22 protein-coding genes and 1 riboswitch are annotated in these 23,887 nt (G+C 37.6%); of the genes, 3 read left to right on the top strand and 19 right to left on the bottom strand.

Annotation, left to right across the window (positions count from 1 at the left end; genetic code table 11):
- The first annotated feature begins 64 nt into the window (after positions 1–64).
- Positions 65–256, top strand: a complete 192-nt coding sequence (locus tag JZO69_RS05250) for a YjzD family protein (protein ID WP_207111832.1) — start codon at positions 65–67, stop codon at positions 254–256.
- Between the two features lie 69 nt (positions 257–325).
- On the opposite strand, the gene JZO69_RS05245 is transcribed toward JZO69_RS05250, so the two are convergent.
- The 4 genes from JZO69_RS05245 to JZO69_RS05230 all read right to left on the bottom strand — a co-directional run bounded on the left by JZO69_RS05245 (position 326) and on the right by JZO69_RS05230 (position 6,385).
- Complete coding sequence (locus JZO69_RS05245; protein WP_207111831.1) at positions 326–1,522, bottom strand: multidrug efflux MFS transporter; 1,197 nt, start codon at positions 1,520–1,522, stop codon at positions 326–328.
- 223 nt (positions 1,523–1,745) lie between these two features.
- Positions 1,746–3,152 carry an NCS2 family permease gene (locus tag JZO69_RS05240; protein WP_207111830.1) on the bottom strand — a complete coding sequence of 469 codons (1,407 nt, stop codon included), beginning with the start codon at positions 3,150–3,152 and terminating at the stop codon, positions 1,746–1,748.
- A gap of 250 nt (positions 3,153–3,402) precedes the next feature.
- Entirely contained in the window at positions 3,403–5,709 is a 2,307-nt protein-coding gene (locus tag JZO69_RS05235) for a 5'-nucleotidase C-terminal domain-containing protein (RefSeq protein ID WP_207111829.1), read from the bottom strand.
- Between the two features lie 70 nt (positions 5,710–5,779).
- Complete coding sequence (locus tag JZO69_RS05230; protein WP_207111861.1) at positions 5,780–6,385, bottom strand: DUF1361 domain-containing protein; 606 nt, start codon at positions 6,383–6,385, stop codon at positions 5,780–5,782.
- A 184-nt stretch (positions 6,386–6,569) separates the two neighbouring features.
- On the opposite strand from JZO69_RS05230, the gene JZO69_RS05225 reads away from it, so the two are divergent.
- The gene (locus JZO69_RS05225; protein ID WP_207111828.1) at positions 6,570–7,379 is read left to right on the top strand and encodes a Cof-type HAD-IIB family hydrolase; all 810 of its coding nucleotides are present in this window, start codon (positions 6,570–6,572) and stop codon (positions 7,377–7,379) included.
- Between the two features lie 98 nt (positions 7,380–7,477).
- Here JZO69_RS05225 and JZO69_RS05220 read toward each other — a convergent pair whose 3' ends face one another.
- From JZO69_RS05220 to purC, 10 genes are all read right to left on the bottom strand, one after another.
- Positions 7,478–7,972 carry a type II toxin-antitoxin system Phd/YefM family antitoxin gene (locus JZO69_RS05220; RefSeq protein WP_207111827.1) on the bottom strand — a complete coding sequence of 165 codons (495 nt, stop codon included), beginning with the start codon at positions 7,970–7,972 and terminating at the stop codon, positions 7,478–7,480.
- 188 nt (positions 7,973–8,160) lie between these two features.
- On the bottom strand, positions 8,161–9,426 hold the full coding sequence (gene purD / locus JZO69_RS05215; protein WP_207111826.1) for a phosphoribosylamine--glycine ligase: 1,266 nt from the start codon (positions 9,424–9,426) through the stop codon (positions 8,161–8,163).
- A gap of 12 nt (positions 9,427–9,438) precedes the next feature.
- The gene (purH, locus tag JZO69_RS05210) at positions 9,439–10,980 is read right to left on the bottom strand and encodes a bifunctional phosphoribosylaminoimidazolecarboxamide formyltransferase/IMP cyclohydrolase (RefSeq protein WP_207111825.1); all 1,542 of its coding nucleotides are present in this window, start codon (positions 10,978–10,980) and stop codon (positions 9,439–9,441) included.
- Positions 10,977–11,561 (bottom strand): phosphoribosylglycinamide formyltransferase, encoded by a 585-nt coding sequence (purN, locus tag JZO69_RS05205; RefSeq protein ID WP_207111824.1) that lies wholly within the window; start codon positions 11,559–11,561, stop codon positions 10,977–10,979. The genes purH and purN overlap by 4 nt, the downstream gene beginning before the upstream one ends.
- Before the next feature lie 2 nt (positions 11,562–11,563).
- Positions 11,564–12,604 carry a phosphoribosylformylglycinamidine cyclo-ligase gene (gene purM / locus JZO69_RS05200; RefSeq protein WP_207111823.1) on the bottom strand — a complete coding sequence of 347 codons (1,041 nt, stop codon included), beginning with the start codon at positions 12,602–12,604 and terminating at the stop codon, positions 11,564–11,566.
- 57 nt (positions 12,605–12,661) lie between these two features.
- Positions 12,662–14,101 (bottom strand): amidophosphoribosyltransferase, encoded by a 1,440-nt coding sequence (purF, locus tag JZO69_RS05195; RefSeq protein ID WP_207111822.1) that lies wholly within the window; start codon positions 14,099–14,101, stop codon positions 12,662–12,664.
- Positions 14,086–16,308, bottom strand: coding sequence for a phosphoribosylformylglycinamidine synthase subunit PurL (purL, locus tag JZO69_RS05190; protein ID WP_207111821.1), 2,223 nt, complete (start codon positions 16,306–16,308; stop codon positions 14,086–14,088). Before purL ends, purF begins: the two co-directional genes overlap by 16 nt.
- Positions 16,305–16,988, bottom strand: coding sequence for a phosphoribosylformylglycinamidine synthase subunit PurQ (gene purQ, locus JZO69_RS05185; RefSeq protein WP_207111820.1), 684 nt, complete (start codon positions 16,986–16,988; stop codon positions 16,305–16,307). Before purQ ends, purL begins: the two co-directional genes overlap by 4 nt.
- A gap of 1 nt (position 16,989) precedes the next feature.
- Complete coding sequence (gene purS / locus JZO69_RS05180; RefSeq protein ID WP_207111819.1) at positions 16,990–17,238, bottom strand: phosphoribosylformylglycinamidine synthase subunit PurS; 249 nt, start codon at positions 17,236–17,238, stop codon at positions 16,990–16,992.
- Between the two features lie 16 nt (positions 17,239–17,254).
- Positions 17,255–17,977 carry a phosphoribosylaminoimidazolesuccinocarboxamide synthase gene (purC, locus tag JZO69_RS05175; protein ID WP_207111818.1) on the bottom strand — a complete coding sequence of 241 codons (723 nt, stop codon included), beginning with the start codon at positions 17,975–17,977 and terminating at the stop codon, positions 17,255–17,257.
- Positions 17,978–18,270: 293 nt separating this feature from the next.
- On the opposite strand from purC, the gene JZO69_RS05170 reads away from it, so the two are divergent.
- Positions 18,271–18,657 (top strand): hypothetical protein, encoded by a 387-nt coding sequence (locus JZO69_RS05170; protein ID WP_207111817.1) that lies wholly within the window; start codon positions 18,271–18,273, stop codon positions 18,655–18,657.
- A 44-nt stretch (positions 18,658–18,701) separates the two neighbouring features.
- Here JZO69_RS05170 and purB read toward each other — a convergent pair whose 3' ends face one another.
- The 5 genes from purB to JZO69_RS05145 form a co-directional block, all read right to left on the bottom strand.
- Positions 18,702–19,997 carry an adenylosuccinate lyase gene (purB, locus tag JZO69_RS05165; protein WP_207111816.1) on the bottom strand — a complete coding sequence of 432 codons (1,296 nt, stop codon included), beginning with the start codon at positions 19,995–19,997 and terminating at the stop codon, positions 18,702–18,704.
- Positions 19,998–20,015: 18 nt separating this feature from the next.
- Positions 20,016–21,137, bottom strand: a complete 1,122-nt coding sequence (gene purK, locus JZO69_RS05160) for a 5-(carboxyamino)imidazole ribonucleotide synthase (RefSeq protein WP_207111860.1) — start codon at positions 21,135–21,137, stop codon at positions 20,016–20,018.
- Positions 21,130–21,618 carry a 5-(carboxyamino)imidazole ribonucleotide mutase gene (gene purE / locus JZO69_RS05155; RefSeq protein ID WP_207111815.1) on the bottom strand — a complete coding sequence of 163 codons (489 nt, stop codon included), beginning with the start codon at positions 21,616–21,618 and terminating at the stop codon, positions 21,130–21,132. The genes purK and purE overlap by 8 nt, the downstream gene beginning before the upstream one ends.
- 154 nt (positions 21,619–21,772) lie before the next feature.
- Entirely contained in the window at positions 21,773–23,101 is a 1,329-nt protein-coding gene (locus JZO69_RS05150; protein WP_207111814.1) for a nucleobase:cation symporter-2 family protein, read from the bottom strand.
- A gap of 2 nt (positions 23,102–23,103) precedes the next feature.
- Positions 23,104–23,685 (bottom strand): xanthine phosphoribosyltransferase, encoded by a 582-nt coding sequence (locus JZO69_RS05145; protein WP_207111813.1) that lies wholly within the window; start codon positions 23,683–23,685, stop codon positions 23,104–23,106.
- 83 nt (positions 23,686–23,768) lie between these two features.
- Positions 23,769–23,866, bottom strand: a riboswitch (purine riboswitch).
- Positions 23,867–23,887 lie beyond the last annotated feature (21 nt).

Below are 23,887 nucleotides of genomic sequence, written 5' to 3'. Positions count from 1 at the left end.
ACTTTCAAATTCTTTACATTTATAGAAATTGTGCTAAACTAAAGCATGAAAAGAGGTGCAATCCATGCGTTACATTCTTGTATTGTTATGGTCCTTTTTACTAGGACAAGTGGTTGGATACATTGGCGGTGCCTTAAGTAGTGGTACTTATGATTTCATGTTGACAACGATTATATCATTGATTACCGGTGTGGTCATCTTATTGATCGGCCAATTTGCGTTGCCGAAAAAAGAAGCGACTAAACGTATTCAATAACTCAGAATTGCTTATAAAAAAACCAGTTACTACAAACATTGTAACTGGTTTTTTTATGTTTTCAACTGTTTATAGTCTTTTATTTAAAATTTTGCGAAAATTGAACAATGAAAGACAAATGTTTCCTAAGACAAAACAAGCGGTTGCTATAAATACCGAACTGTACCCAAAGCCATGAGCTACAGTTGAACCGATCATCGGACCTAACACTTGCCCAAAGTTACTAAACATCTGGTTATAGCTATAAATCCGACTTACTCCTTCTGAAGGTGTAATTTTGCTGATCAGCGTATTTATTGACGGCATTAAAGCACCCGTTGAAAAGCCTAAAAAGAAACGTAACAACCCTAGTTGAAATGGTGTTTTTACAAAGGCCATAGGAATATAGCAAATCATAGATAAAAACAAGCCTGCCAATAACACCTTATGATTTCCGATCTTATCCCCAAGCTTTCCTAAAATCGGTGAGGAAATTACAGCAGATACACCTGCGACTGAAACAATCAAGCCGCTGACAAATAAAATATTTCCCGTATTGTGGCTTAACGAACGAATATACAATGTTAACACGGGGCTAATACTAGTAACACCAATTTGTAGAATCAATGTTGTAATGAATAAACCAATCAAAATTGAAACATTGTCCATTTTCGAAAAAATCTCTTTTGTGCTTAATAAATCTTTTTTCTCAACAGGTTGGAAATCTTCTTTCACCATAAAAATAGTTAATAATGTAGTGATCAAAAGAACTACTCCAGTAATAATAAATACATTTTCCATTCCAAACCACTGAGCTAACGCACCACCAAAAGATGGTCCAATCAAATTTCCAGCAATTGCACCCGTAGATAGCGTACCTAAAGCCCATCCACTTTTTTCTTTAGGTGCTTGTGATGCAATCATCGCTGTTGCATTAGGAATATACCCTGAAAGAATGCCATTAAAAAAACGCATGATCAATAGCCAATAAACATTTGGGACAAAAGCTAGTGAACCCATCGTGATCGTCATTCCAGCAGCAGCACGAATCATCATCAGCTTCCGGCCTTTCCTATCAGCTAAATTTCCCCAAATAGGCGCTACGATCGCCGCTGCAAATGCCGTAACAGATATTGCAAGTCCTGAAAATAGTCCAACCTGGCTCTTTGGTGTTCCCAATTGTTCCACGTACAAAGGAATAAATGGCATCACCAAACTAATACTTGCACCAGTAAAAAAACAACCCAACCAAGCAACCATCAAATTCTTTTTCCAATCAATTTTCATCGTAATGCACACCTCACAAATTCTTCACTATTAACTATACTCCAAATTTCCTAATCACTCAAAAAATATTTCTGCAAACAAAATAAAAAGTGAGTGGGACATAACTCTTTGAGTCACATCCCACCCACTTAAAATCCTCATAAACGGAGGAAAAGAAGCAACTCCTTCTTATTTCTCGGAGTTAAACACTTCTATTTCAACCCCTTTATAGATAAAGAGTGTACTATAAAATTGCTAAAATAATAAAATTCAAAATAAACAGCGCGTTTACAACCCACAGAATCGGTGAAACTTCATTAAATTTACCTTTTGCGACTTTAACTACTGCGTAAAAAATGAAACCCGCTGCGATTCCGTAAGAAATACTATAACATAATCCCATAAAAATTGATGCAAAAAACGCTGGAACAGCTTCTTCTAAATTAGTCCATTCGATATCTTTAAATGAAGCCAACATCATAACACCCACTAAAATCAATGCTGGTGCCGTTGCTTGAGCTGGAACGATTGCAATTAGCGGAGAAAACAAGCTACTTAAAGCAAATAAAGCTGCCACAACAACCGACGTCAACCCAGTCCGTCCGCCAGCGCCGATTCCTGCTGCACTTTCAACATAAGTCGTTGTATTCGACGTGCCAAAAACAGCACCGATCGACGTAGCGATCGCATCAGCAAATAATGCCTTATCCATTTTTGTAGAAAACCCTTTGCTATCTTCTAAAGCCAATTCATCTTCTTTAGAAAAAATACCTGTTCGACGCCCTGTTCCAATAAATGTCCCGATCGTATCAAAAGTATCTGATAAGCTAAAGGCAATGACAGTCATCAAGACTTGAGGAATCTTTGATGCATCACTAAATAATGATTGCATTCCGTCAGCGCCAAACGCCGCACCAAAAGTCGTACCTAATTCACTAATCGAGTTTCCTAAAGAATTTGCTTGCCAATCAATTGTTGATAAATCTACTACCCCAAGTGGAATTGCAATAAGCGTTGTTGCTACAATTCCTATTAAAATTGCTCCACGAACATTTAAAACCACTAAAATTGTTGTAAGAACTAAACCAATAACTGCTAAAATAATTTCAGGATTATTGAAATTCCCTAACGCCGGAACAATGCTAGCTCCATTAACAACACCTTTAGTAGGTTCTGCTTGTACTGTGAAATCTAATAATTTTGCATTTTTGATTCCCACATAAGCAACAAAAATCCCAATTCCCCCACCAATTGCGTGTTGCATACTTTCTGGAATAGCTTTGATGATCAACTTACGAATTTTCGTTACAGTAATTAAAACATTGATCAATCCGCAGATGAAAACCATCGCTAGAGCTTGTTGCCAAGTATAACCTAAACCAAAAACTACTGTAAAAGTAAAGAACGCATTTAGCCCCATTCCTGGCGCTTGTGCGTAAGGAACATTTGCAAAAATACCCATGATCAATGTACCGATGATCGATGCAATAATCGTTGCTAGAAAGACTGCCTGAAATGGCATTCCTGTTTGAGATAAAATCGACGGATTGACGAATAAAATATAACTCATCGCAAAAAATGTCGTGACCCCTGCTATCATTTCTGTAGAGACTGTTGTTTTATTTTCCTTTAACTTGAAAAACTTTTCCATGAACGTGTTTCTCTCCTTCTTACTCAAAAATTATAAGTGCATATTTTTTCTTGATGAATACTTTTAAAGTATAAGGTAGTAGCTTCTCCATTTCAACGAAATATTAACTTTAATGAATGTTTTTATTTATAATGTTCGTGTTTTTGCGTTTTTATTTTCTTTTATTATAAATATAATAATTAGGCACCCTTAAAAAGCCCTACAGTTGGCTAATACTTCAGCAACTGCAAGGCTTCATTTTTTTATCTGATTAAGCGTTTCTTTTTACTAACACGATCAAGCTTGTATTTATTGTCATCAAACCTATTACGATCGATAAATTTGGTCTTTGTTCACCTGTTTTCGGCAATTCTTTTTTCGTGTTTGTTTCTGGAAGAACTTTTGTATTTGTAGTTGGCAAAATCGCTTCTTCTTTTGGTAAAATCTCTATCGGAAAAACGGCTTTATTTTTCTCTTCATCCAAAACTACAGCAGTCAATTTCTTCTGCCCTTGAAGTTTCATTGATGTAAGGTTGATTTTAATCAGCCCTTGTGAATCAGATTGTCCGACTAAATCTCCTTCAGGAAGTTCTGCCGTTCTTGCTTGGCTTTGAGGGAGCTCTCCAATATAAAGCATGATTGTTGCATTCGGTATAGTGACACCTCTCAATAATTCGTCCTCTTCATAGAAAGGATCAAAAATGGTTGCTTTTTTGATTCTATCTACAGCATCATTTTGCTCAGGTTCCTCGGGATCTATTGGTTCTGTTGCTTCAGCTAATTTTTTACGTCCTTCTACAGAAGCTGAAATTAATTCGCCCGCCGCTTCTTTACTTTCTATATAGCCAATAAAAGTCTCTGTATCTGGTTGAATTGCATTTACCAACTTCGCTCCAGTGAATCCAGAAAAACCATCGCCTCCACCAAATAAGAAATCGTTGATTACTACAAGATATGTTTGGTCCGCTTGAATTGGTGTGCCGTCTTTCTTAAACATCTCATGGACTTTGAACGGTTGCTTTTTATCCTCCGTTTTTATATACGTATATGTTAAACCGGAAATTTGTAAAAAGTAACGCTCTTCTTCATCATATTGCTCATTTAAAACTTGTTCCACTTGCGCCCCAGTCATTTCAACAACCTGTAAAATATTGCCAAATGGTTGCACCGCTTGAGCCGCGCCCCAAGTGATTTCATTATTCGCTTCAACGGCCAAATCACTCCGAATACCGCCATTGTTGGTCATTGCAAAGTCAACGTTAATTTTTTTAGCTTTTGCCATCGCCACTTGCCCGTCAGTGATTAAATTTCCAAGTGGTGATTCTTTTGACTCATTGACTTCTCGCGTGATTGCTCCGCTGTTTTTAGCCGTTCCAATTTTTTTGTTTGTTACTTTTTCTACTCGTGACTGGGCATCTTTTACCGTTGCTTCGACTTTTTCATCTAGTTTCGGCACATTTTTCCCAGCAGGATCAACTGGTAATACTTCTGCTTTAGGGATTTCTACAAAATCATTTGTCTTCGGATCAAGCGTACCTTGTAAATCGATATAGCCTTTTCCTTGCGCTGTCGACTGAACAACTCTGGTTTTATTGACTACGCCATTTGTGTACTGATGATTATGTGCTGCAAAAAATGCATCCACACTGTTATCAGGGTATATTTCGTTCACTTTATTAATAATCTCAGCTGCTTCACCATTAACCTTATCTGCTTTACTAGTCGCAGGGATATGGGCTAAAACAACGATCGCATTCACATCTTGTTTTTTTAATTCACTGGAATAATAAGCAATTGTTTCCGCCTCATCCAAAAAATCGTAAGCTTCATAATGTTCTTTTAGTACTAAATTAGGTATTTCCGCTGTAACAACACCAATAAATCCGACTTTTACTTTATTAGTCCCCGTTCCTACTTCTTTAATAGTATAAGGTTTCCAGTTAAATGGAATTTCCGGATTTTCTGAGGTTCCTTTTTTTACAACATTCCCAATCACAATTTCAGTTTTAGAAGCTACTCTAGGGTAATTTATCAAAATATTATATGGATCTAGTAATGGTTTTTCTCCCATCATAATTCGGTTAAATTCTTCAAGTCCTTCATCGAATTCGTGATTTCCCAAGGTTCCTACAGCAAAATCCATCTGATTCAACACTTTGATCGTTGGTTCATCTTGAAGTAATCCTGAGCTTGCTGGACTTGCCCCAACCATGTCTCCGGCTTGCACACGTAGCGTTTGAGCACCTGCATTCGCTGAAGCAAACCGTTCTTGCGCTTGATTTAGATAGCCTGCAAGTAATGGCGCTGTCCCAGCGTTGATTGTTTTATTGCCAGCATCATCGAAAAAAGAACCAGTTGTATTCAACGCACCATGAAAATCATTGATCCCCAAAATTTGAAATGGAATCACACCGTCATGTGATTGTTCTTTGCTTGTCTGTTGTTGGGCTGACTGATTTTCAGTATTTGATTGATTCCCTGTTTGCCCACTAGCGATATCATTTGCCCCAAACAAAGTACCGCTAATTCCCCCAATGGTTAATACAACAGTTAATAAAGAGCTTTGCCACTTTTTCATCTTTATAAAACTCCTCTTCTTTTATTTCCATAAACACTCATCATCAGAGTAACAATTTCTTCACAGACTGTCAACACAGCTTTTCTTCTTTATTCAGCATATCCGATTTTTTCACACAAATAATAGCTAGTAATAAAAGAAGTTGTAGCCCAGTAAATAACAAAATAAATAACACTTTATTCACTGACCAATTCAAAAAAATGATTGTGATGGTTTTCAAAGGTTTCGTAAATAAATGTATGCTATGTAAACGATCAAATCGTCCAACAAAAATAGCCAGACTTGATAATAAATTTACAATCAAAACAAAGAGCCCTCCTTGCCATTTCTTGTTAAAAATGCTCCTTCGATAACATTCATGAAGTGTAGAAAAAATTGTCGCCATCCCTACAAAACCATAAAAACAAATACCTACTGTCAATAAACTAAAAGAAAGCCAATCTGACAGTGACTGACCGAACAATTGATCCATCCCCTGATAAATAGTTAGAGTTTCTAAATGAAAAAAATCAGTAAATAAATAAGGCGCATTCGGATAAAACAACAACCAAAGTATTCCTAATAACAAAAACCAATTTTTAGTCACCTTCTGAAAATGAAAGCTGATTTCAATTGGCAAATATGCTAAAAATACATTCAGTGCCATAAAATGATAGCTATCAGCGAAAAATATCATATAAGTACAATAGAACAATGTTATTATCCGAATTGCCCAACAATACATTTGTTTCAAAAATCCCACCGCCTTTTTCATTTTAGTGTATCATAAAGTAAATTTTTTCAAAAATTTTCTTGAAAACTTGTCATTCTGTTATTTTATGCTAGACTAAGTTATAGAAAATACTGTGGGAGGAACGATTTTGAAAAAATTAATCGCAATTGATTTAGATGGTACAACATTGAATGCACAGTCACTGATTAGTGAGACCACTGAAAAAGCACTAAAAAAAGCAATGCAACAAGGTCACTATGTCAGCATCGTTACTGGTCGTCCTTATCGCATGAGTGATCAATTCTATCGTCAATTAGGACTATCAACCCCTATGGTCAACTTTAACGGCGCACTCGTTCATATGCCTGAAAAACAATGGGCAGATGAAAAAGAGACTGGGATTCAAAGAGATTTAGTTTTTGATATTTTAGCGCAAAAGAAAGCGTTGAATCTTGATTTTGTCGCTGCAGAAAATAAAGAAACCTTTTTCATTGATAGTTTAGACTTCTTTGACTCAACTTTCTTTGCATCAGAAGCAACCCCCAGCAACCTTTTAACGACTAAAAATTTAGTCACAGATCCGACTTCAATGATGGTGCGTACATCGAAAGATCAAGCCAAATTAGTTTCTGACTCACTAATGAAACAATATGGAGATTACGTTGATGTTCGAACATGGGGCGGACCCACACCTATCTTAGAAATCGTCTCAAAAGGGATTCAAAAAGCTAAAGGCGTGGAACAAGTCGCTAAATATCTGGATATAAAACGAACAGATATCATCGCTTTTGGAGATGAACATAATGATGAAGAAATGCTAGACTACGTTGGTTGGGGTGTTGCTATGAAGAATGCAACCGAGCAAATTAAAGCTGTTGCCAATGACATCACTGCTAAAACCAATGATGAAGATGGCCTTGCTGATTATCTGGAACGTTATTTAGAGTTAAATAAATAATGATTTTTACTTCTAACTTTTTTTGTTCCTTCTTCCTCATTTCAGAAAAAAGCATACTCAGATTAGAGGTTAATCTGAGTATGCTTTTTAGCAACTGTTTACACTATTTTAAGGTGAATCTTCTTAACAATTATTTTATCTGATAAATGTGATTGATTACTTTGTTCTCCAATAACTTCCGCAATAATGTTCGTTCGATCTTCTTTTTTCTGAAACTCGTATTCGATTTTGCCTGTCTCATTCAGCTCATTCATCATTTCGCTGTAATCATCCAACCCAATTTTTCTAGTAATAAATCCTAATAAAGCTAATTGATCATCTAAATTTTTAGTAGATATCAACGAGCCAAAAGCAATTTTTTGACGAATCGCTTGGTTTAATTGCGCAATTTTTATATCTTGACCATGTTCGGCCGACTTTTTATTTATTAAATCCTCATATTGTTCAACACTCAATATTACACCAGCTACTTTTTTTCTGTTGTAAATATAAACACCTGTGTTCTTTTTTTTAGCCGTTTCAAAAATCGTCATAGGAGACTGTTTCAAATCAGTAACTGAAAATGATACGTCTTGTTTTATCTTACCTTTCATTAGTCAACTCCCCTTCCTAAACGATTATATCATAGGTTTTGAAGGTGTGAAGGGCTTTTTAAAATTATAGTCGATTTTATTGCGTATTCCGTTAACTCACAAAAAAAGAAGAGCTTCAACGATTTTCTCGTTTCCATCTCTTCTGATAGCCTATTGTTCATAATTTATAGCAATCATTGCGCCACTGTTTATTTGATTCCTTTAAAGCCAATATCCTTGCGGTAGAACGTTCCTTCTGTATTCACTTTATTTAATACGTCATACACCGATTTTTGAGCATCCTTTAATGTGTCACCGCTAGCTTCAATAAGATAGACTCGACCACCGTTTGAAACAAGTTGATTCCCCTGCGCTTTCACCCCGGCATAATAGACATGCGCTGTATTCAAATCAGAAAAGTCAGGGATTTTATGTTCTTTTTCATAGTTATTAGGATAACCTTCAGCCGCAACCACAACACCAACGCTATAGCCTTCTTGCTTCCATTTTATATCTGGTTTTTTTCCATTAAGTAAGTCGTCAATAATTTGGGCAAAATCACTCTCTAAACGTTGTAACACAACTTGGGTTTCTGGATCACCAAAACGAGCATTGAATTCTATAACTTTAGGACCACTTTCTGTAGCAATCAAACCAGCATATAAAATCCCTGTAAACGCTCGACCTTCTTCCACCATTGCGTGTGCAGTCGGTTTTACGATCGTTTCAATTGCTTCTTTGACCATTTGATCAGGAATTTGTGGAACAGGAGAATAGGCGCCCATACCACCTGTATTGGGACCTTTATCCTGTTCATATGCACGTTTATGATCTTGGGCAATTACCATAGGATAGACTTCTTGATTACGCACAAAAGCTAATAAGGAAAATTCCTCACCACTGAGAAACTCTTCAATCACTACTTTAGCACCGCTTGAACCAAATTTATTATATTCGAGCATATCTTTTAACGCTTCAATTGCCACTTCAACCGTCTGTGCAACAACAACACCTTTGCCGGCAGCTAAACCATCAGCCTTAATAACAATTGGCGCTCCTTTTTCAATAACATATGCTTTTGCTTGTTCAAAATCAAAAAATGTTTGATGCTCTGCTGTTGGTATCTCATACTTATTCATGATTTTTTTTGCAAAGTCTTTTGAGCCTTCAATAAATGCCGCCGCCTTCACTGGACCAAAGGCAGGCAAGCCAGCTGCAGTAAAATCATCAACGATTCCATTTAATAAAGGGATTTCAGGCCCAACGAATACCCAATCAACCTGATTTTCCTTAGAAAATTTAATCAACCCAGAATGATCATCTTCTGCAATATCTACTAATTGAATTCCGTCTCTTGTCATTCCAGCATTTCCTTTAGCACAAAAGACCGTAGATACATTTGGACTTTGAATCAATTTTTGTGCGATAGCATGTTCTCGACCACCGCTTCCAATGACTAAAATCGTTAATCCCATCAAATTCTCCTTTTAATGTCTAAAGTGTCGAATATCTGTAAATACCATAGCAATACCATATTTGTCTGCCATATCGATCGATGCTTGATCTTTGATGCTTCCGCCAGGTTGAACGATTGCTTTGATGCCACGCTTGCCGGCATACTCTACACTATCACCCATCGGGAAAAAGGCATCGCTAGCCAACACTGCTTCGTTGACCTTCGCTCCTGCTTGGTTGATAGCGATTTGGACTGAGCCAACACGGTTCATTTGACCTGCACCAATCCCTAATGTTTGGTGACTATTTGATACAACGATTGCATTACTTTTGACATGTTTGACTGTTTTCCAAGCAAATTCCAGAGCTTTTAGTTCCTCTACCGTCGGCTGTCTTTTCGTTACTACTTGCCAATTCTCTGCTTTTTCATTAACAATATCTTGATTTTGAATCAACAATCCACCTAGAACAGAAACTTTTTCATCTTCTATTGCTTGTTCTTTTTTAGAAAAATCCAGTGTCATCAAACGAAGATTTTTTTTGCTGCTTAAACATTCAAATGCTTCTTCTGAAAAACTTGGAGCAATAATAATTTCAAGGAATAATTCATGCATTTTTTTTGCAGTCTGTACATCGACTTCCCGATTCAAAACAATGATTCCACCGAAAATAGATACTGGATCGGCTTCATAAGCATATTGATACGCCTCTTCAATCGTTTCTCCGATACCAATTCCGCATGGATTCATATGTTTGACCGCAACGACTGCTGGTTGCTCAAATTCTCTCGAAATTCGAATAGCCGCATCTGCATCTTTAATATTATTATAAGATAATTCTTTACCATGAAGCTGTTTAGCACTAGCGATCGAAAATGGTACGGGTAACGCATTTTGATAAAAAGCAGCTTCTTGATGACTATTTTCGCCATATCGCAATGTTTGTTTCAAATCATAGGTCAGAGTTAGAGATTCTGGTTCTTTTTCATGTACTAAATCCGTCAAATAGCCAGCAATCAAAGCATCGTATGCCGCGGTATGTCGGAAAACTTTAGCTGCTAATTTCTGTCTCGTTTCAAAGGTCGTTTCGCCTGTTTGTGAAAGCTCTGCTAAAACTTGTTCATAATCTTTAGGGTCAACAACAACAGTCACAGATTGATGATTCTTCGCAGCACTTCTCAGCATGCTCGGTCCGCCGATATCAATGTTTTCAATTGCTTGCGCTTGTGTTACATCTTCTTTCAAAATCGTTTCTTTAAACGGATAAAGATTTACACAAACAAAATCAATTGGTTGAATATCATAGGTTTCCATAGCCTCTATATGCGTACTCAAATCACGACGACCCAGCAACCCACCATGGATTTTGGGATGTAACGTTTTTACTCGTCCATCCATCATCTCTGGAAAATCGGTTACTTCTTCAATTGAAATAGTTGGTATGCCCGCTTGCTCAAGAGCAGTCTTAGTACCACCTGTGGAAATAATCTCTATCCCTTGATCGACCAAGCCCTTCGCAAAAGTGGCTACACCTGTTTTATCTGACACGCTGATCAATGCTCTTTTTCTTGTCATGAAAGACTCTCTCCCTGCTGATTTTTAATAAGTTTAGCTAAAATTTTTGGATACAATTTATGTTCTACATTATGGATTTTTTCCTCTAGCGAATCAAGTGTGTCAATTGCTTCGATCTGTACTTTCTCCTGAGCGATGATTGGTCCTGTATCTACACCGTCATCCACATAATGAATAGTTACGCCTGTTTCAGATACATTTGCATAAAATGCGTCCCTGATTCCATGTAGACCAGGAAAATGAGGCAATAGTGACGGATGTATATTGATCATTCGATTTGAAAAAACTTCTAATAGTGTTGATCCGATGATTCTCATATATCCTGCTAAAACCACTAAATCAATTTGCTCTTCTTCTAGCAGATGAAGAATTTCTGCTTCATACATTGCTTTTGATTCGAAATCCTTCGGAGAAAACGATATAACTGGAATCAGCATCGATCTTGCCCGTTTTACTACATACGCATCTTTATTATCGCAAAATAACAAAGTAATTTCTGCATCAATCATTCCCTCTGCTACAGCATCAGCAATCGCTTGGAAATTACTGCCGTTTCCTGAGGCAAACACTGCTAGTTTCATTCTTACACCTCTTTAAAAACAATGGCTTGCTTATTTTCCCCGACTACCTTACCAATAACATAACTTGGTTCGTTAAGCTCACTTAAAATCGTTCGAACATCATCGATTTTATCAGGTGAAACAGCTAAAACCATGCCGATTCCCATATTGAAAATCTCATACATTTCCATTGTTGAAATCTGTCCATACTTTTCCAATACTGTAAAAATCGGTAAGATTGGCCAACTTCCTAACTGAATTTCAGCGGTCAATTTCTCTGGCAGCATGCGCGGGATATTTTCTACAAAGCCTCCGCCAGTAATATGAGCAATACCGTTCACTAATTCCTGTTTTATTAGAGGTAGTATCGCTTGCACATAAATTTTTGTAGGAGTCAAAAGCTCCTCGCCAAGTTCTTTTTCATTTAATTCTGGAATGATACTTTTTCCTGTTAGTTGATGTGTTTCAAAAAATATCTTACGCACCAGAGAATAACCGTTTGAGTGGATTCCACTAGATGACAAGCCTAAAAGGACGTCTCCTTCTTTGATTTTATCACCTGTGACCATCTGATTTTTTTCTGCGATCCCAACAGCAAAGCCTGCTAAATCGTAGTCATCATCACTGTACATGCCTGGCATCTCCGCAGTTTCTCCACCAATCAGTGCAGCTCCTGCTTGTATACATCCTTGTGCTACACCAGCAACAACTTTTTCCAAGCGTTCTGGTCTATTTTTTCCTGTAGCAATATAATCTAGAAAATACAATGGCTCCGCTCCTTGTGCCACAATATCATTTACACACATTGCCACACAATCGATTCCAATTGTATCATGTTTATCCTCTTGAATCGCAACCATCAATTTCGTCCCTACCCCGTCTGTTCCAGAAATTAAAACAGGCTCCTTCACTTCCACCGCACTTAGATCAAAACAACCGCCAAAACCACCAAGTGCTCCCATCACACCTATGCGTTTTGTTCGATCAACATGCTTTTTGATTCTTTCTACTACTTCATAACCAGCTTCAACATCTACGCCAGCTTTTGCATAGGCATTTGCCATTAAGGTTCCTCCTAATTAATAATAAACGATCAACAACTTTTCCTTGTCGTACTTTATTTATGCAAAACTAATTTTCTCTTTCAAGGTCGCTTGATAATGCTGTTCATAATCATATAATGGCGTTGGATAATCCCCGTTGAAATAGGCCATGCATAGTCCAGAATAAGGCGCATCATATTTCAAGCCAATAGCATCGATCAAGCCTTGTTCACTTAAAAAACGCAATGAATCTGCCGCAATCAGCTGTTCGATTTCTGATACTGAATGATTGGCAGCAATCAATTCTTTTCTGGTTTGGATATCGATTCCATAAAAACAAGGAAACCTCAGCGGCGGTGATGCAATTCGTACATGTACTTCTTTTGCTCCAGCATCTTTTAGCAGTTGAACAATACGCCGACTTGTAGTTCCACGAACAATCGAATCATCTACCATGATCACTCGTTTTCCTTCAACAACACCACGTACTGCAGAAAGTTTCATTCTAACTCCTTGTTCTCTTAATTCTTGTGTGGGTTGAATAAATGTTCGTGCGATATATTGGCTTTTTACTAAACCCATCTCATAAGGAATACCACTAGCTTCAGCATATCCACTAGCAGCCGAAAGAGAAGAATTAGGTACACCAACTACCATATCAGCTTCGATTGGTGCTTCTTTTGCTAGTAGTTTTCCCATGTTTTTACGAGCTGTGTGTACATTTACTCCAGCAATATTCGAATCTGGTCTAGCAAAATAAATATATTCCATAGAACAAATCGCATATTGGGTGTCTTCTGTGTATTTTTCTACTTTGTAGCCCTTATCGTCAATGATAATCACTTCTCCTGGCCCTACATCGCGAACAAATGCAGCGCCAATAACTTCTAATGCACACGTTTCGCTAGCAATCACATAAGCCCCATTTTTCATCTGCCCAATCGATAATGGTCGAAAAGCATTGGGATCAAGAGCTGCGATCATCGCCGTTTCGGTAAGTAATACGTATGCAAAACCACCTTTTACCGTTCGTAAACTTTCTTTCAATTGTTCAATGAAAGTCGGTTGTTTACTTCTACGAATCAAATGCATCAAAATTTCTGTATCAGAATTTGAGTGAAAAATAGCTCCGTCTTGCTCCAATTTTTTCCGTAGACTTTTTGCATTGGTCAAATTGCCATTATGGGCTAAACCATACGCACCATCATAAAATTTGAACATAAACGGCTGGATATTATCCACACTGCCATTGCCTGCCGTGGCATAGCGGACATGACCAATGGCAGAGTTTCCACTCAACGAAGCTAAAGAACGCTCATCTTTAAATACCTCAGAAAGCAACCCTAGTCCTCGATAACCATTTAATTTACCATCATTATTAGAGACAATTCCCGCACCTTCTTGCCCTCTATGCTGTAGGCTGTGTAAACCAAAATAGGTCACACGAGCTGCATCCGGATGTCCCCAAATACCAAAAACGCCACATTCTTCATTTAGACTTTTCACTTCATAAGACATGGAATCGCTTCCTCCCACAACTCTTTGGCTGTTTGTGTCAAAACTTCTATTTTTTGATCATTCATTTGAATACTAACGAATCCATTATCTGTTACTTTGCCAATCAGATGAGCTTTTCCATTCATTCTCTTTTCGAATTCTGATTGATTTTCTGGTTTGACCGTTAAAACAAACCTTGATTGTGTCTCAGAAAATAGAAAACAAGTCGGCATATCTAATTCAACTTCTAAGCCAAAGTCGTGTTTAAACGAACACTCAGCTAATGCCACACCTAACCCACCTTCAGAACAATCATGAGCACTTTCGATCAAGCCTGATTGAATTGCAGTTAAAACTAGTTGTTGGATTTCTTTTTCAATAGCTAAGTCAAAATCCATTAATTTGCCTTCGATCAAACCTAATGTCATTTTTTGCAGTTCGCTACCATTAAAATCAGCTTTCGTTTCACCTAATACATAGATCAAATCGTCAACGTTCTTAAAATCTTGAGTTGTAACATGTGCTAAATCTGCTATCAACCCCACCATTCCAATAACTGGTGTTGGATAAATCGCCTTCCCATTGGTTTCGTTGTACAATGAAACATTGCCGGAAATCACTGGTGTTTCCAGTACTTCACATGCTTTAGCGATCCCATCTGCCGATGTCCAAAGCTCCCAAAATCCTTCTGGTTTATCTGGCGATCCATAGTTTAAACAATCTGTAATTGCTAAAGGTTGACCGCCACTAGCCACAATATTTCTTGCTGCTTCTGCTACTGCAATTTGACCGCCAATTTCTGGATTTAAATACAAATAGCGCGCATTGCAATCAGTAGTCATCGCTAACGCTTTTTTCGTTCCACGGACACGTAAAACTGCGGCATCACTGCCAGGTAAAACTACGGTATTCGTTTGCACCTGAGAATCATAAGTTTCATAGATCCGTTTTTTAGAAGCAATTGTCGGCTGCTGCAGTATCTGTAACAACGTTTGTGTGCCATCTGTTATTTCTGGTTGAAAATCTGGCATTTTTTTAAATTCTTTAATCCTTGTCGGTTCCTGACGATCTTTATTATAAACGGGAGCATCCTCTGCTAAGGCATCGACCGGCAAATTAGCTACCTCTATCCCTTGATGATTCAAACGATATAAACCATCATCGGTAACTTTCCCAATTGTTACAGCCTCTAATTCATATTTACGAAAAAGCTCGATTACTTCTGCTTCATGGCCCTTTTCAATACAGATCAGCATCCGCTCTTGTGATTCCGATAGCATCATTTCATAAGGCGTCATCCCTGTTTCCCGCTGAGGAACATCATCTAAATCCAAAATCAAACCAGAGCCCGCTTTAGAAGCCATTTCTGCACTAGAAGACACTAAACCAGCTGCTCCCATATCTTGAATTCCCACTAAAATTTCTGAGTGTTCTAAAATCAATTCCAGACAAGCCTCAAGTAATAATTTTTCCATGAATGGATCTCCGACTTGAACAGCTGACCGCTGCTGTTCTTCACCTTCCACAAATTCTTCCGAAGCAAATGTTGCACCATGAATACCGTCGCGTCCTGTTTTCGCTCCGACATACATGATTGCGTTACCTACGCCTTTGGCCTGACCTTTTTGAATATCTTTATGATCGATCAAACCAACACACATCGCATTTACCAAAGGATTCCCTTCATAACAAGGATCAAAAGCGACTTCCCCGCCAACGGTCGGAATTCCAATGCAATTACCATAACCACTGATACCAGAAACAACTTCTTCTAAGAGATATTTTGTCCGATCATTGGTTAGTTCTCCAAAGCGCAACGAATCTAATAGCGCAATCGGTCTGGCACCCATGCTAAATATATCTCGGATGATTCCACCGACACCAGTTGCTGCACCTTCATAAGGTTCAACTGCAGACGGATGATTATGGCTTTCCGCTTTAAAAACAACTGCTTGACCATCTCCAATATCAACGATTCCAGCACCTTCCCCTGGTCCTTGCAACACTCTTGGCCCCGTTGTAGGAAATTTTCTTAGCACTGGTTTTGAGTTTTTGTAGGAACAATGCTCACTCCACATTACAGAAAATAGTCCCGTTTCCGTATAATTTGGCAGGCGTTTTAAAATGTCTTCTTCGATCATTCGATATTCTTCATCGGTTAAGCCCCACTGAGAATAAATTCGTTGATTTTTGATTTCTTGAGGTGTTGGTTCTTTCAATTTCATCATCTCTTTATCCCAACCTTCCCATAGTTTTTAACGATCGATCGGAAAAAACGCAATCCATCATCAGACCCTAGCAAGTGTTCTACTCCGCGTTCTGGATGGGGCATCATTCCTAAAACATTGCCCTTTTCGTTGACGATTCCAGCAATATTTGCCAAACTACCATTCGGGTTTTCACCATTATAAGTAAACACAATTTGATTATTGTCTTTTAATTGCTCAAGTGTTTTTTCATCACAATAATAATTTCCTTCACCGTGAGCCACAGGCAGATGAATAATTTCATCTTTTTGATATTCCGAAGTAAAACTTGTTTGATTATTTTCCACCTTTAAACTGACTGTTTTACAGATAAAGTGCAACGATCTATTCCGAAGTAATACACCAGGTAAAAGCCCTGCTTCTGTAAGGATCTGAAATCCATTACATGTACCAAAAACAGGTTTTCCTTCATTAGCAAAACGGATGATTTCATTGATAATTTTTGAAAAACGGGCGATTGCACCACATCTAAGATAATCACCATAGGAAAAGCCTCCAGGAATCAGAACTCCGTCAAACCCCTCTAAATTTTCTACATCATGCCGTACATATTCAGCTTCTTCACCTAAAACATCTTTAACTGCCCATAATAGATCTCTATCGCAATTTGACCCTGGAAAAACGATCACTGCAAACTTCATCTCAGACTTCCTCCTTGATTTCGTAGCGATACGTCTCCATATTAACGTTGGCTAGCAGCTTATCACAAATGTCTTCAATTGTTGTCTCGATAGGTCGTTCTGCTTTTCTTACTTTGATTTCAAAATATTTTCCAATGCGAATCTCCTCAATTTCGTCAAAACCAAGACGATGAACCGCTCCTTTGACCGCTTCACCTTGAGGGTCTAAAACAGAATCTTTATAAGTAACGTATACTTTTACAACATACATAATTCGCAATTCTCCTTTATTTTTGGTTAAAATTTTTTTCAAGTCGATCCAGTACTTCTTGGTAAACAGGTACGATTTCTCCTAAGTTTTTACGGTACACATCTTTATCTAAATAGTCATTTGATTTTTCATCCCATAAACGGCAGGTATCAGGTGTCACTTCATCTGCTAACAAAATCGTTCCATCAGGTCGTCTGCCAAACTCTATTTTGAAGTCGATCAAACGAATCTCGATCTTGTTAAATAATTCGATCAAGGCTTCATTTACCTTGCGAGCTTCATCTTTTATCATTCTAATCTCTTGCTCCGTTGCGATTTTTAAAAGTTTAATATGATCTTCATTGATAATTGGATCATCCAGACGATCCTCTTTGTAATAAAATTCTAAAATTGGAAATTCAAGTTGTTGCCCTTCTGGTACGGCTAAGCGTTTCGCAAAACTTCCAGCTGAAACATTCCTAACTACCACTTCCAACGGGATAATCTCCAGTGCTTCTACCAATTGTTCGTGTTTTGATAATATTTCGATAAAATGATTTTGAATACCTTCTTGCTTCAACTGTTCGAAAACAATTGCTGTGATCTGATTATTCAACGATGCTTTCCCTTTTATCATATCTTTCCTAACACCATTTAACGCAGTTGCTTGATCCAAATACTCCACTCTTAACTTTCGAGGATCATCTGTTTTAAACAATCTTTTGGCTTTTCCTTCGTATAACAAGTTCTTCTCATTCACTACCCCTGCACATCCTTTACCGTACGATATTGTATAAAATATAATAAATAGTTCGTTTTATCCATCTATAGTTTAACAAGTCGGTTACTCACCGTCAAGAATATATTAACAATACGAGCTATAAATCTAATTAATGTTCGTGTTTAATCACGAGTCACATACCAACTATTAAAAAACACCTGTAAGCATTTACAACTATTAGGAAAAGTGGTATGCTAAATGAAAATAAATCTTTAGAAAATTCACTTTATTTTTTAATTAAGTAGTGATGATTTTTGGGAGGGAACATAAGGATGACTAGCGATTATGACCACTTGGCGCAAGCGTTTTTAGCAGGTTTAATTCCTGCAGAAAGAACAAAATTGTATAATGATTTACTAGCATTAGAAGAAGTCCATAAGCTAAATCAGCACAGTTCTTACTATACATTCAAAAATTTAAAACGAGCAGCACATCGTCACTCTGAACGAAGAAAACGAACGTTCCGTTATATGAATAATCACAATGAAGAATTAGTTATACACCAAATACATGAGCAACACTTTTTTAAAAACACCTATTGTCTTCACGTATATTTTAATTCCGAAGAATGTACTTATCTATTGATAGACCATTTACTTTCTATGTTGAAAGCTCCAGTCTCTTCACCGATTCGAACATTTCAAGAGATTAGTATTTAAATAAAAAAGCACTCCCACAACTGACTGTGAGAGTGCTTTTTTATTTAAATTAAGCCGACACGTTGGAAAATAATATCGACATTTTTCAAATGATAGTTATAATCAAACGCATCATCTAATTCTTCTTTAGATAAAATCGATGTGATTTTTTCATCTGCTTCCAGCAAAGGTCTAAATGCTGTTTGATGATCCCATGCATAAGCTGTTTTTGGTTGTACTAAATCATATGCAGCTTCTCTTGTCATACCATGATCGATCAATTTCAACAATACACGTTGACTATAAATCAAACCGTATGTTGCATCCATGTTTCGATTCATATTTTCTGGAAATACCGTTAGATTTTTTACAATGTTAGAAAAACGGTTTAACATATAATCTAATAAAATCGTTGTATCAGGAATAATGATTCGTTCAGCTGAAGAATGAGAAATATCTCGTTCATGCCATAAAGTTACGTTTTCGTAGGCCGTCACCATATGTCCACGAATCACACGAGCTAATCCAGTCATATTTTCAGAACCGATTGGATTCCGTTTATGAGGCATAGCAGAAGAACCTTTTTGACCTTTCGCAAAGAACTCTTCTACTTCTCGTGTTTCCGATTTTTGTAAACCACGAATTTCTGTCGCAAATTTTTCAATACTTGTCGCAATTAACGCCATTGCTGATAAATATTCCGCATGCAAATCACGAGGCAAGACTTGGGTAGAAATTTCTTGCGCTCGAATGCCTAAATGCTCACAGACATATTCTTCAACAAAGGGTGAGATATTTGCGAAAGTTCCTACCGCTCCACTGATTTTTCCGGCTTCCACACCTTTAGCCGCATGTTCAAAACGCTCTACGTTTCTCTTCATTTCTGAATACCACAAAGCTAACTTCAATCCAAAGGTCGTTGGTTCTGCATGAACACCATGTGTGCGTCCCATCATAACAGTATGTTGATGTTCCTTCGCTTTTTCACCAATGATTGCAGTAAATTTCTTCAAATCTTCCCGCAAAATATCATTCGCTTGTTTTAGCAAATAGCCGTAAGCTGTATCAACAACATCCGTACTTGTTAAACCGTAATGGACCCACTTGCGCTCTTCGCCCAACGTTTCAGATACTGCACGAGTAAAAGCAACCACATCATGTCTAGTTTCAGCTTCGATTTCTAAAATCCGCTCCACATCAAAAGATGCATTGTCACGAATTTTTTGCACATCCTCTTTAGGAATATCTCCTAATTCAGCCCACGCTTCATCAGCTAAAATTTCTACTTCTAACCATGCTTTATAACGGTTCTCATCTGTCCAAATAGCGCCCATTTCTGGTCGAGTATAGCGATCAATCATTCGTTTGTTTTCCCCTTTTTAATCCCAAATATTGGTTTGATATATATCTTCTAATGTTTCAAAGATGTCTTTTGTTAAAATCGTGATATGTCCCATTTTTCTATCTCTTTTCGCTTCTGCTTTACCATAATAATGAAAATTCCAGTCTGGTTTTTCAGAAATCACGTCCATTGTTTCATAGATTTCATTTCCTAAAATATTGACCATTACTGCGTCTGATAGTAGTTCAACTTCTGGTAAAGGCCAACCACAGATTCCACGAATGTGAGCATCAAATTGACTCATAGAACACGCTTCAATTGAATAATGTCCTGAATTATGCGGTCTTGGTGCTAGTTCATTTACATAAATACCGCCATTATTCGTTAAAAACATCTCTACTGCCAAGGTGCCTGCTAAATCAACTGACTGCGCAATAACACGAGCAATACGCTGAGCTTCTTCAACGACTTCTTCGGAAACTCTTGCTGGAGCAATTGTTTCATGCAAAATATTATTTCGATGAATGTTTTCAACCACAGGAAAAACTGTGATTTCACCTTGTCCATTTCCACTGACCAATACTGAAATTTCTTTCTCATACGGAATCCAAGCTTCTAACACACAAGTTCCTTCTCTAAGGATGTTCATTGAAGGCGCAAGATCAGATGCACTATATAAAACATATTGACCCTTTCCGTCGTAGCCGCCTCGTGTTGTTTTTAACACGCAAGGATAGCCGATTCCATCAATAGCGTCTTGAATATCTGTCGGGCTAACAATTGTAGCAAAAGGAGCAATAACAATATTATTTGCTTCTAAGAAAGACTTCTCTAGTAAACGATCTTGGGTAATGGCTAACAAATCTGTCCCTTGCGGAATGCTTACTAAGTCTTGAACCTGCATCAATGCTTCAACATCGACATTCTCAAATTCATAAGTTAAAACCTGCGATCGTTTTGCTAATTCTTCTAATGCTTCTATATCGTCATAATCAGCCAATAAGTGCCAATCTGCTACTTGGGCAGCAGGACAGTCCACGGTCGGATCTAAGACACCAACACGAAAGCCCATCTCCCGTGCACTAAGCGCCATCATTCTACCTAGTTGTCCGCCACCAATAATCCCGATCATTTGTCCTGGCAATAGAGGTTTATTCAAGTTCATCACTACTTTCCATCACAGTTTCTTCAAGAAATTTACGTCGTGCGTCTAATTTCCCTGCTAACTCTACATCATACATGGAAAGCATCTGAACTGCAAGTAGTCCGGCGTTGACAGCTCCTGCTTTTCCGATTGCAGTTGTTGCAACTGGAACACCGCCAGGCATCTGAACAATTGATAATAACGAATCTAATCCATTCAATGCTTTTGATTGAATTGGAACCCCAATCACCGGCAGAGTTGTTTTGGCTGCGATCATTCCTGGTAAATGAGCCGCACCGCCAGCTCCTGCTATAATAACTTTAATTCCACGATCACGTGCCTGTTCTGCATAATTGAACATATAATCAGGCGTTCGATGAGCCGATACCACTTTTTTTTCATATGATATATCAAACTCATCCAAGCAATCACACGCATGTTTCATTGTTGGCCAATCAGATGTACTTCCCATTACCACTGAAACTATGACAGACATAACATTCCCCTTTCCTTCTCTATTCTCTTATATTTTATCAATGGAATTCCTATGTGTCAAAATTAAATCGAATATTATAGTTTTTTTTAATCTTAATGTTCGTATTACACTCATAAAAAAAGAAAAACCGGAAAAACGTCCGGTTTTTTCTATATTAAAATACTTCTGTTTGATCCTCATCTTTGAGTCCATTGAATAATAAATTCAAAATGATTGCTGTTAAACTACTCATAACGATCCCATTTCCAGTAAACATTCTCACCGTTTCCGGCATTTGCTGGAATAATGTTGGAATCATATTAAATCCTAATCCGAAACCGATCGAAACTGCAATGATCAATAAGTTTTTATCATTGTTATAATCAACTTTCGATAGCATACGCATCCCTTGAACAGCTACCATACCAAACATCACAAGCATCCCACCACCTAATACTGGCTCTGGAATTATTTGAGCAACTGCGCCGACTTTTGGCAATAAACCTAAAGCAATTAGGAAAAATGCAGAATAATAAATAGGACGACGCGTCTTGATTCCAGACAACTGAACTAATCCAACATTTTGAGAAAAACCGGTATAAGGAAATGTATTAAAAATCCCACCTAAAATAACGGCTAACCCTTCTGCTCGATATCCTTTTTTCAATTCTTCTTCACCAACACGTTTGCCCGTGATATCACCCAGAGCAAAATAAACACCTGTTGATTCAACCATACTAACAATCGAAATAATGATCATCAATACAATCGAAGAAAGATCAAATGTCGGTGTACCGAAGTAAAATGGTTGCGGAAAATGGAACCATGTTGCTTCACCTACTGGCGCTAAATCAACTTGACCCAGCACAGCCGCTAAAACTGTTCCACCAATCAGACCAACTAATACAGCAATTGATTTTATAAACCCTCTACCCCAAACTTGAATAACAATAATCAAACCTATCGTCACAAAAGCCAGAAGTAAATTGGTTGTATTGCCAAAATCAGGAGCTGCTGCTAATCCGCCACCCATTTTTTCAACCGCTACAGGAATCAATGTCAAACCGATTACTGTAATTACAGTTCCAGTAACCAAAGGCGGAAATAGCTTTTTGATTTTTGAAAAAATACCTGAGACTAAAACAACAAATATTCCAGAAGCAATAATCGAACCATAGATTGCACCCACACCTTTATCGTTACCGATCATAATCAGTGGGGCTACTGCTTGAATCGCACATCCTAACACGACAGGCAAACCAATCCCAAAGAATTTATTAACTGTTAATTGTAATAACGTCGCAACGCCACACATAAATATGTCAATTGAAATCAAATAGGTCATTTGCTCTGAATTAAAGTTCAATCCCGTTCCAATCAATAGTGGAACCGCCACAGCTCCAGCATACATTGCTAATAAGTGCTGTAATCCTAAAACCGCTGCTTTGCCATTTTCAGCTTCCGCTTGATTGATTGATCCTTTTTGCTTTTCTTTGCTTTCCAAGTTTATGCATCCCCCTCAAGAAATTCGACTTCCCCATCTTTTAAAGAAGCAATACGAGCTAACGACACTACACGCATGCCCATTTCTTCTAAAAGCTCTCGTCCATCTTGGAAAGACTTTTCAATTACGATACCAATGCCATCTACTTGTGCTCCAGCTTGTTGGCACAATTCAATCAATCCTTTAGCCGCTTGGCCATTTGCTAGGAAATCATCAATAATCAACACTTTATCTTCACTTGAGAGAAATTTTCTTGAAATAGAGATTTGACATGTTACTTGTTTAGTAAAAGAATAAACAGAAGATGTTAATAGCTCTTCGTCCATCGTTAAACTTTTTGCTTTACGCGCAAAAATCATTGGTACATTTAATTTTTTTGCCGCAAAAAGTGCAGGAGCTATCCCTGAAGCTTCAATTGTAACAACTTTTGTGATACCAGATTTTGCAAATACTTCCGCAAAACGATACCCGATCGCTTCCATTAAATTAGGATCCACTTGATGGGTAACAAAACTATCCACTTTCAAGACACCCTCACCTAAAACACGACCATCTTCTTTGATTCGTTGTACTAATTCTTCCATTTTTCCGACTCCTCCATCACTTTTTTCTATGAAATGTTCCTTTAAAAAACAAAAAGACCTTTTCTGCATAAGCAAAAAAGGGTCTGAGACTCTTTTTCACTTATAGACCAACTTTTACGGTGTTGGGTAGAAACGGTCATCCATATTATGACCATATATAAGCTTGTTGTATTACTATACAATAGTACAAAACTCTGAAAAT

Origin of the sequence: Candidatus Enterococcus ikei, assembly GCF_017316105.1 — a bacterium.
GTDB lineage: Bacteria > Bacillota > Bacilli > Lactobacillales > Enterococcaceae > Enterococcus_L > Enterococcus_L ikei.
This window is presented reverse-complemented; position numbering and strand designations above follow the sequence as displayed.

Bases quoted from the DNA above. Each gene is read 5' to 3' on its own strand.
- JZO69_RS05145 (WP_207111813.1), bottom strand. From the start codon at position 23,685: ATGGAAGAATTAGTACAACGAATCAAAGAAGATGGTCGTGTTTTAGGT.
- JZO69_RS05220 (WP_207111827.1), bottom strand. From the start codon at position 7,972: ATGAAAGGTAAGATAAAACAAGACGTATCATTTTCAGTTACTGATTTG.
- purM (WP_207111823.1), bottom strand. From the start codon at position 12,604: ATGGCAAATGCCTATGCAAAAGCTGGCGTAGATGTTGAAGCTGGTTAT.
- purE (WP_207111815.1), bottom strand. From the start codon at position 21,618: ATGTCTGTCATAGTTTCAGTGGTAATGGGAAGTACATCTGATTGGCCA.
- purQ (WP_207111820.1), bottom strand. From the start codon at position 16,988: ATGAAGTTTGCAGTGATCGTTTTTCCAGGGTCAAATTGCGATAGAGAT.
- purS (WP_207111819.1), bottom strand. From the start codon at position 17,238: ATGTATGTTGTAAAAGTATACGTTACTTATAAAGATTCTGTTTTAGAC.
- JZO69_RS05230 (WP_207111861.1), bottom strand. From the start codon at position 6,385: ATGATATTTTTCGCTGATAGCTATCATTTTATGGCACTGAATGTATTT.
- JZO69_RS05240 (WP_207111830.1), bottom strand. From the start codon at position 3,152: ATGGAAAAGTTTTTCAAGTTAAAGGAAAATAAAACAACAGTCTCTACA.
- JZO69_RS05250 (WP_207111832.1), top strand. From the start codon at position 65: ATGCGTTACATTCTTGTATTGTTATGGTCCTTTTTACTAGGACAAGTG.
- JZO69_RS05245 (WP_207111831.1), bottom strand. From the start codon at position 1,522: ATGAAAATTGATTGGAAAAAGAATTTGATGGTTGCTTGGTTGGGTTGT.
- purB (WP_207111816.1), bottom strand. From the start codon at position 19,997: ATGATTGATCGCTATACTCGACCAGAAATGGGCGCTATTTGGACAGAT.
- purL (WP_207111821.1), bottom strand. From the start codon at position 16,308: ATGATGAAATTGAAAGAACCAACACCTCAAGAAATCAAAAATCAACGA.
- purF (WP_207111822.1), bottom strand. From the start codon at position 14,101: ATGTCTTATGAAGTGAAAAGTCTAAATGAAGAATGTGGCGTTTTTGGT.
- purN (WP_207111824.1), bottom strand. From the start codon at position 11,561: ATGAAACTAGCAGTGTTTGCCTCAGGAAACGGCAGTAATTTCCAAGCG.
- JZO69_RS05170 (WP_207111817.1), top strand. From the start codon at position 18,271: ATGACTAGCGATTATGACCACTTGGCGCAAGCGTTTTTAGCAGGTTTA.
- JZO69_RS05235 (WP_207111829.1), bottom strand. From the start codon at position 5,709: ATGAAAAAGTGGCAAAGCTCTTTATTAACTGTTGTATTAACCATTGGG.
- purD (WP_207111826.1), bottom strand. From the start codon at position 9,426: ATGGGATTAACGATTTTAGTCATTGGAAGCGGTGGTCGAGAACATGCT.
- purH (WP_207111825.1), bottom strand. From the start codon at position 10,980: ATGACAAGAAAAAGAGCATTGATCAGCGTGTCAGATAAAACAGGTGTA.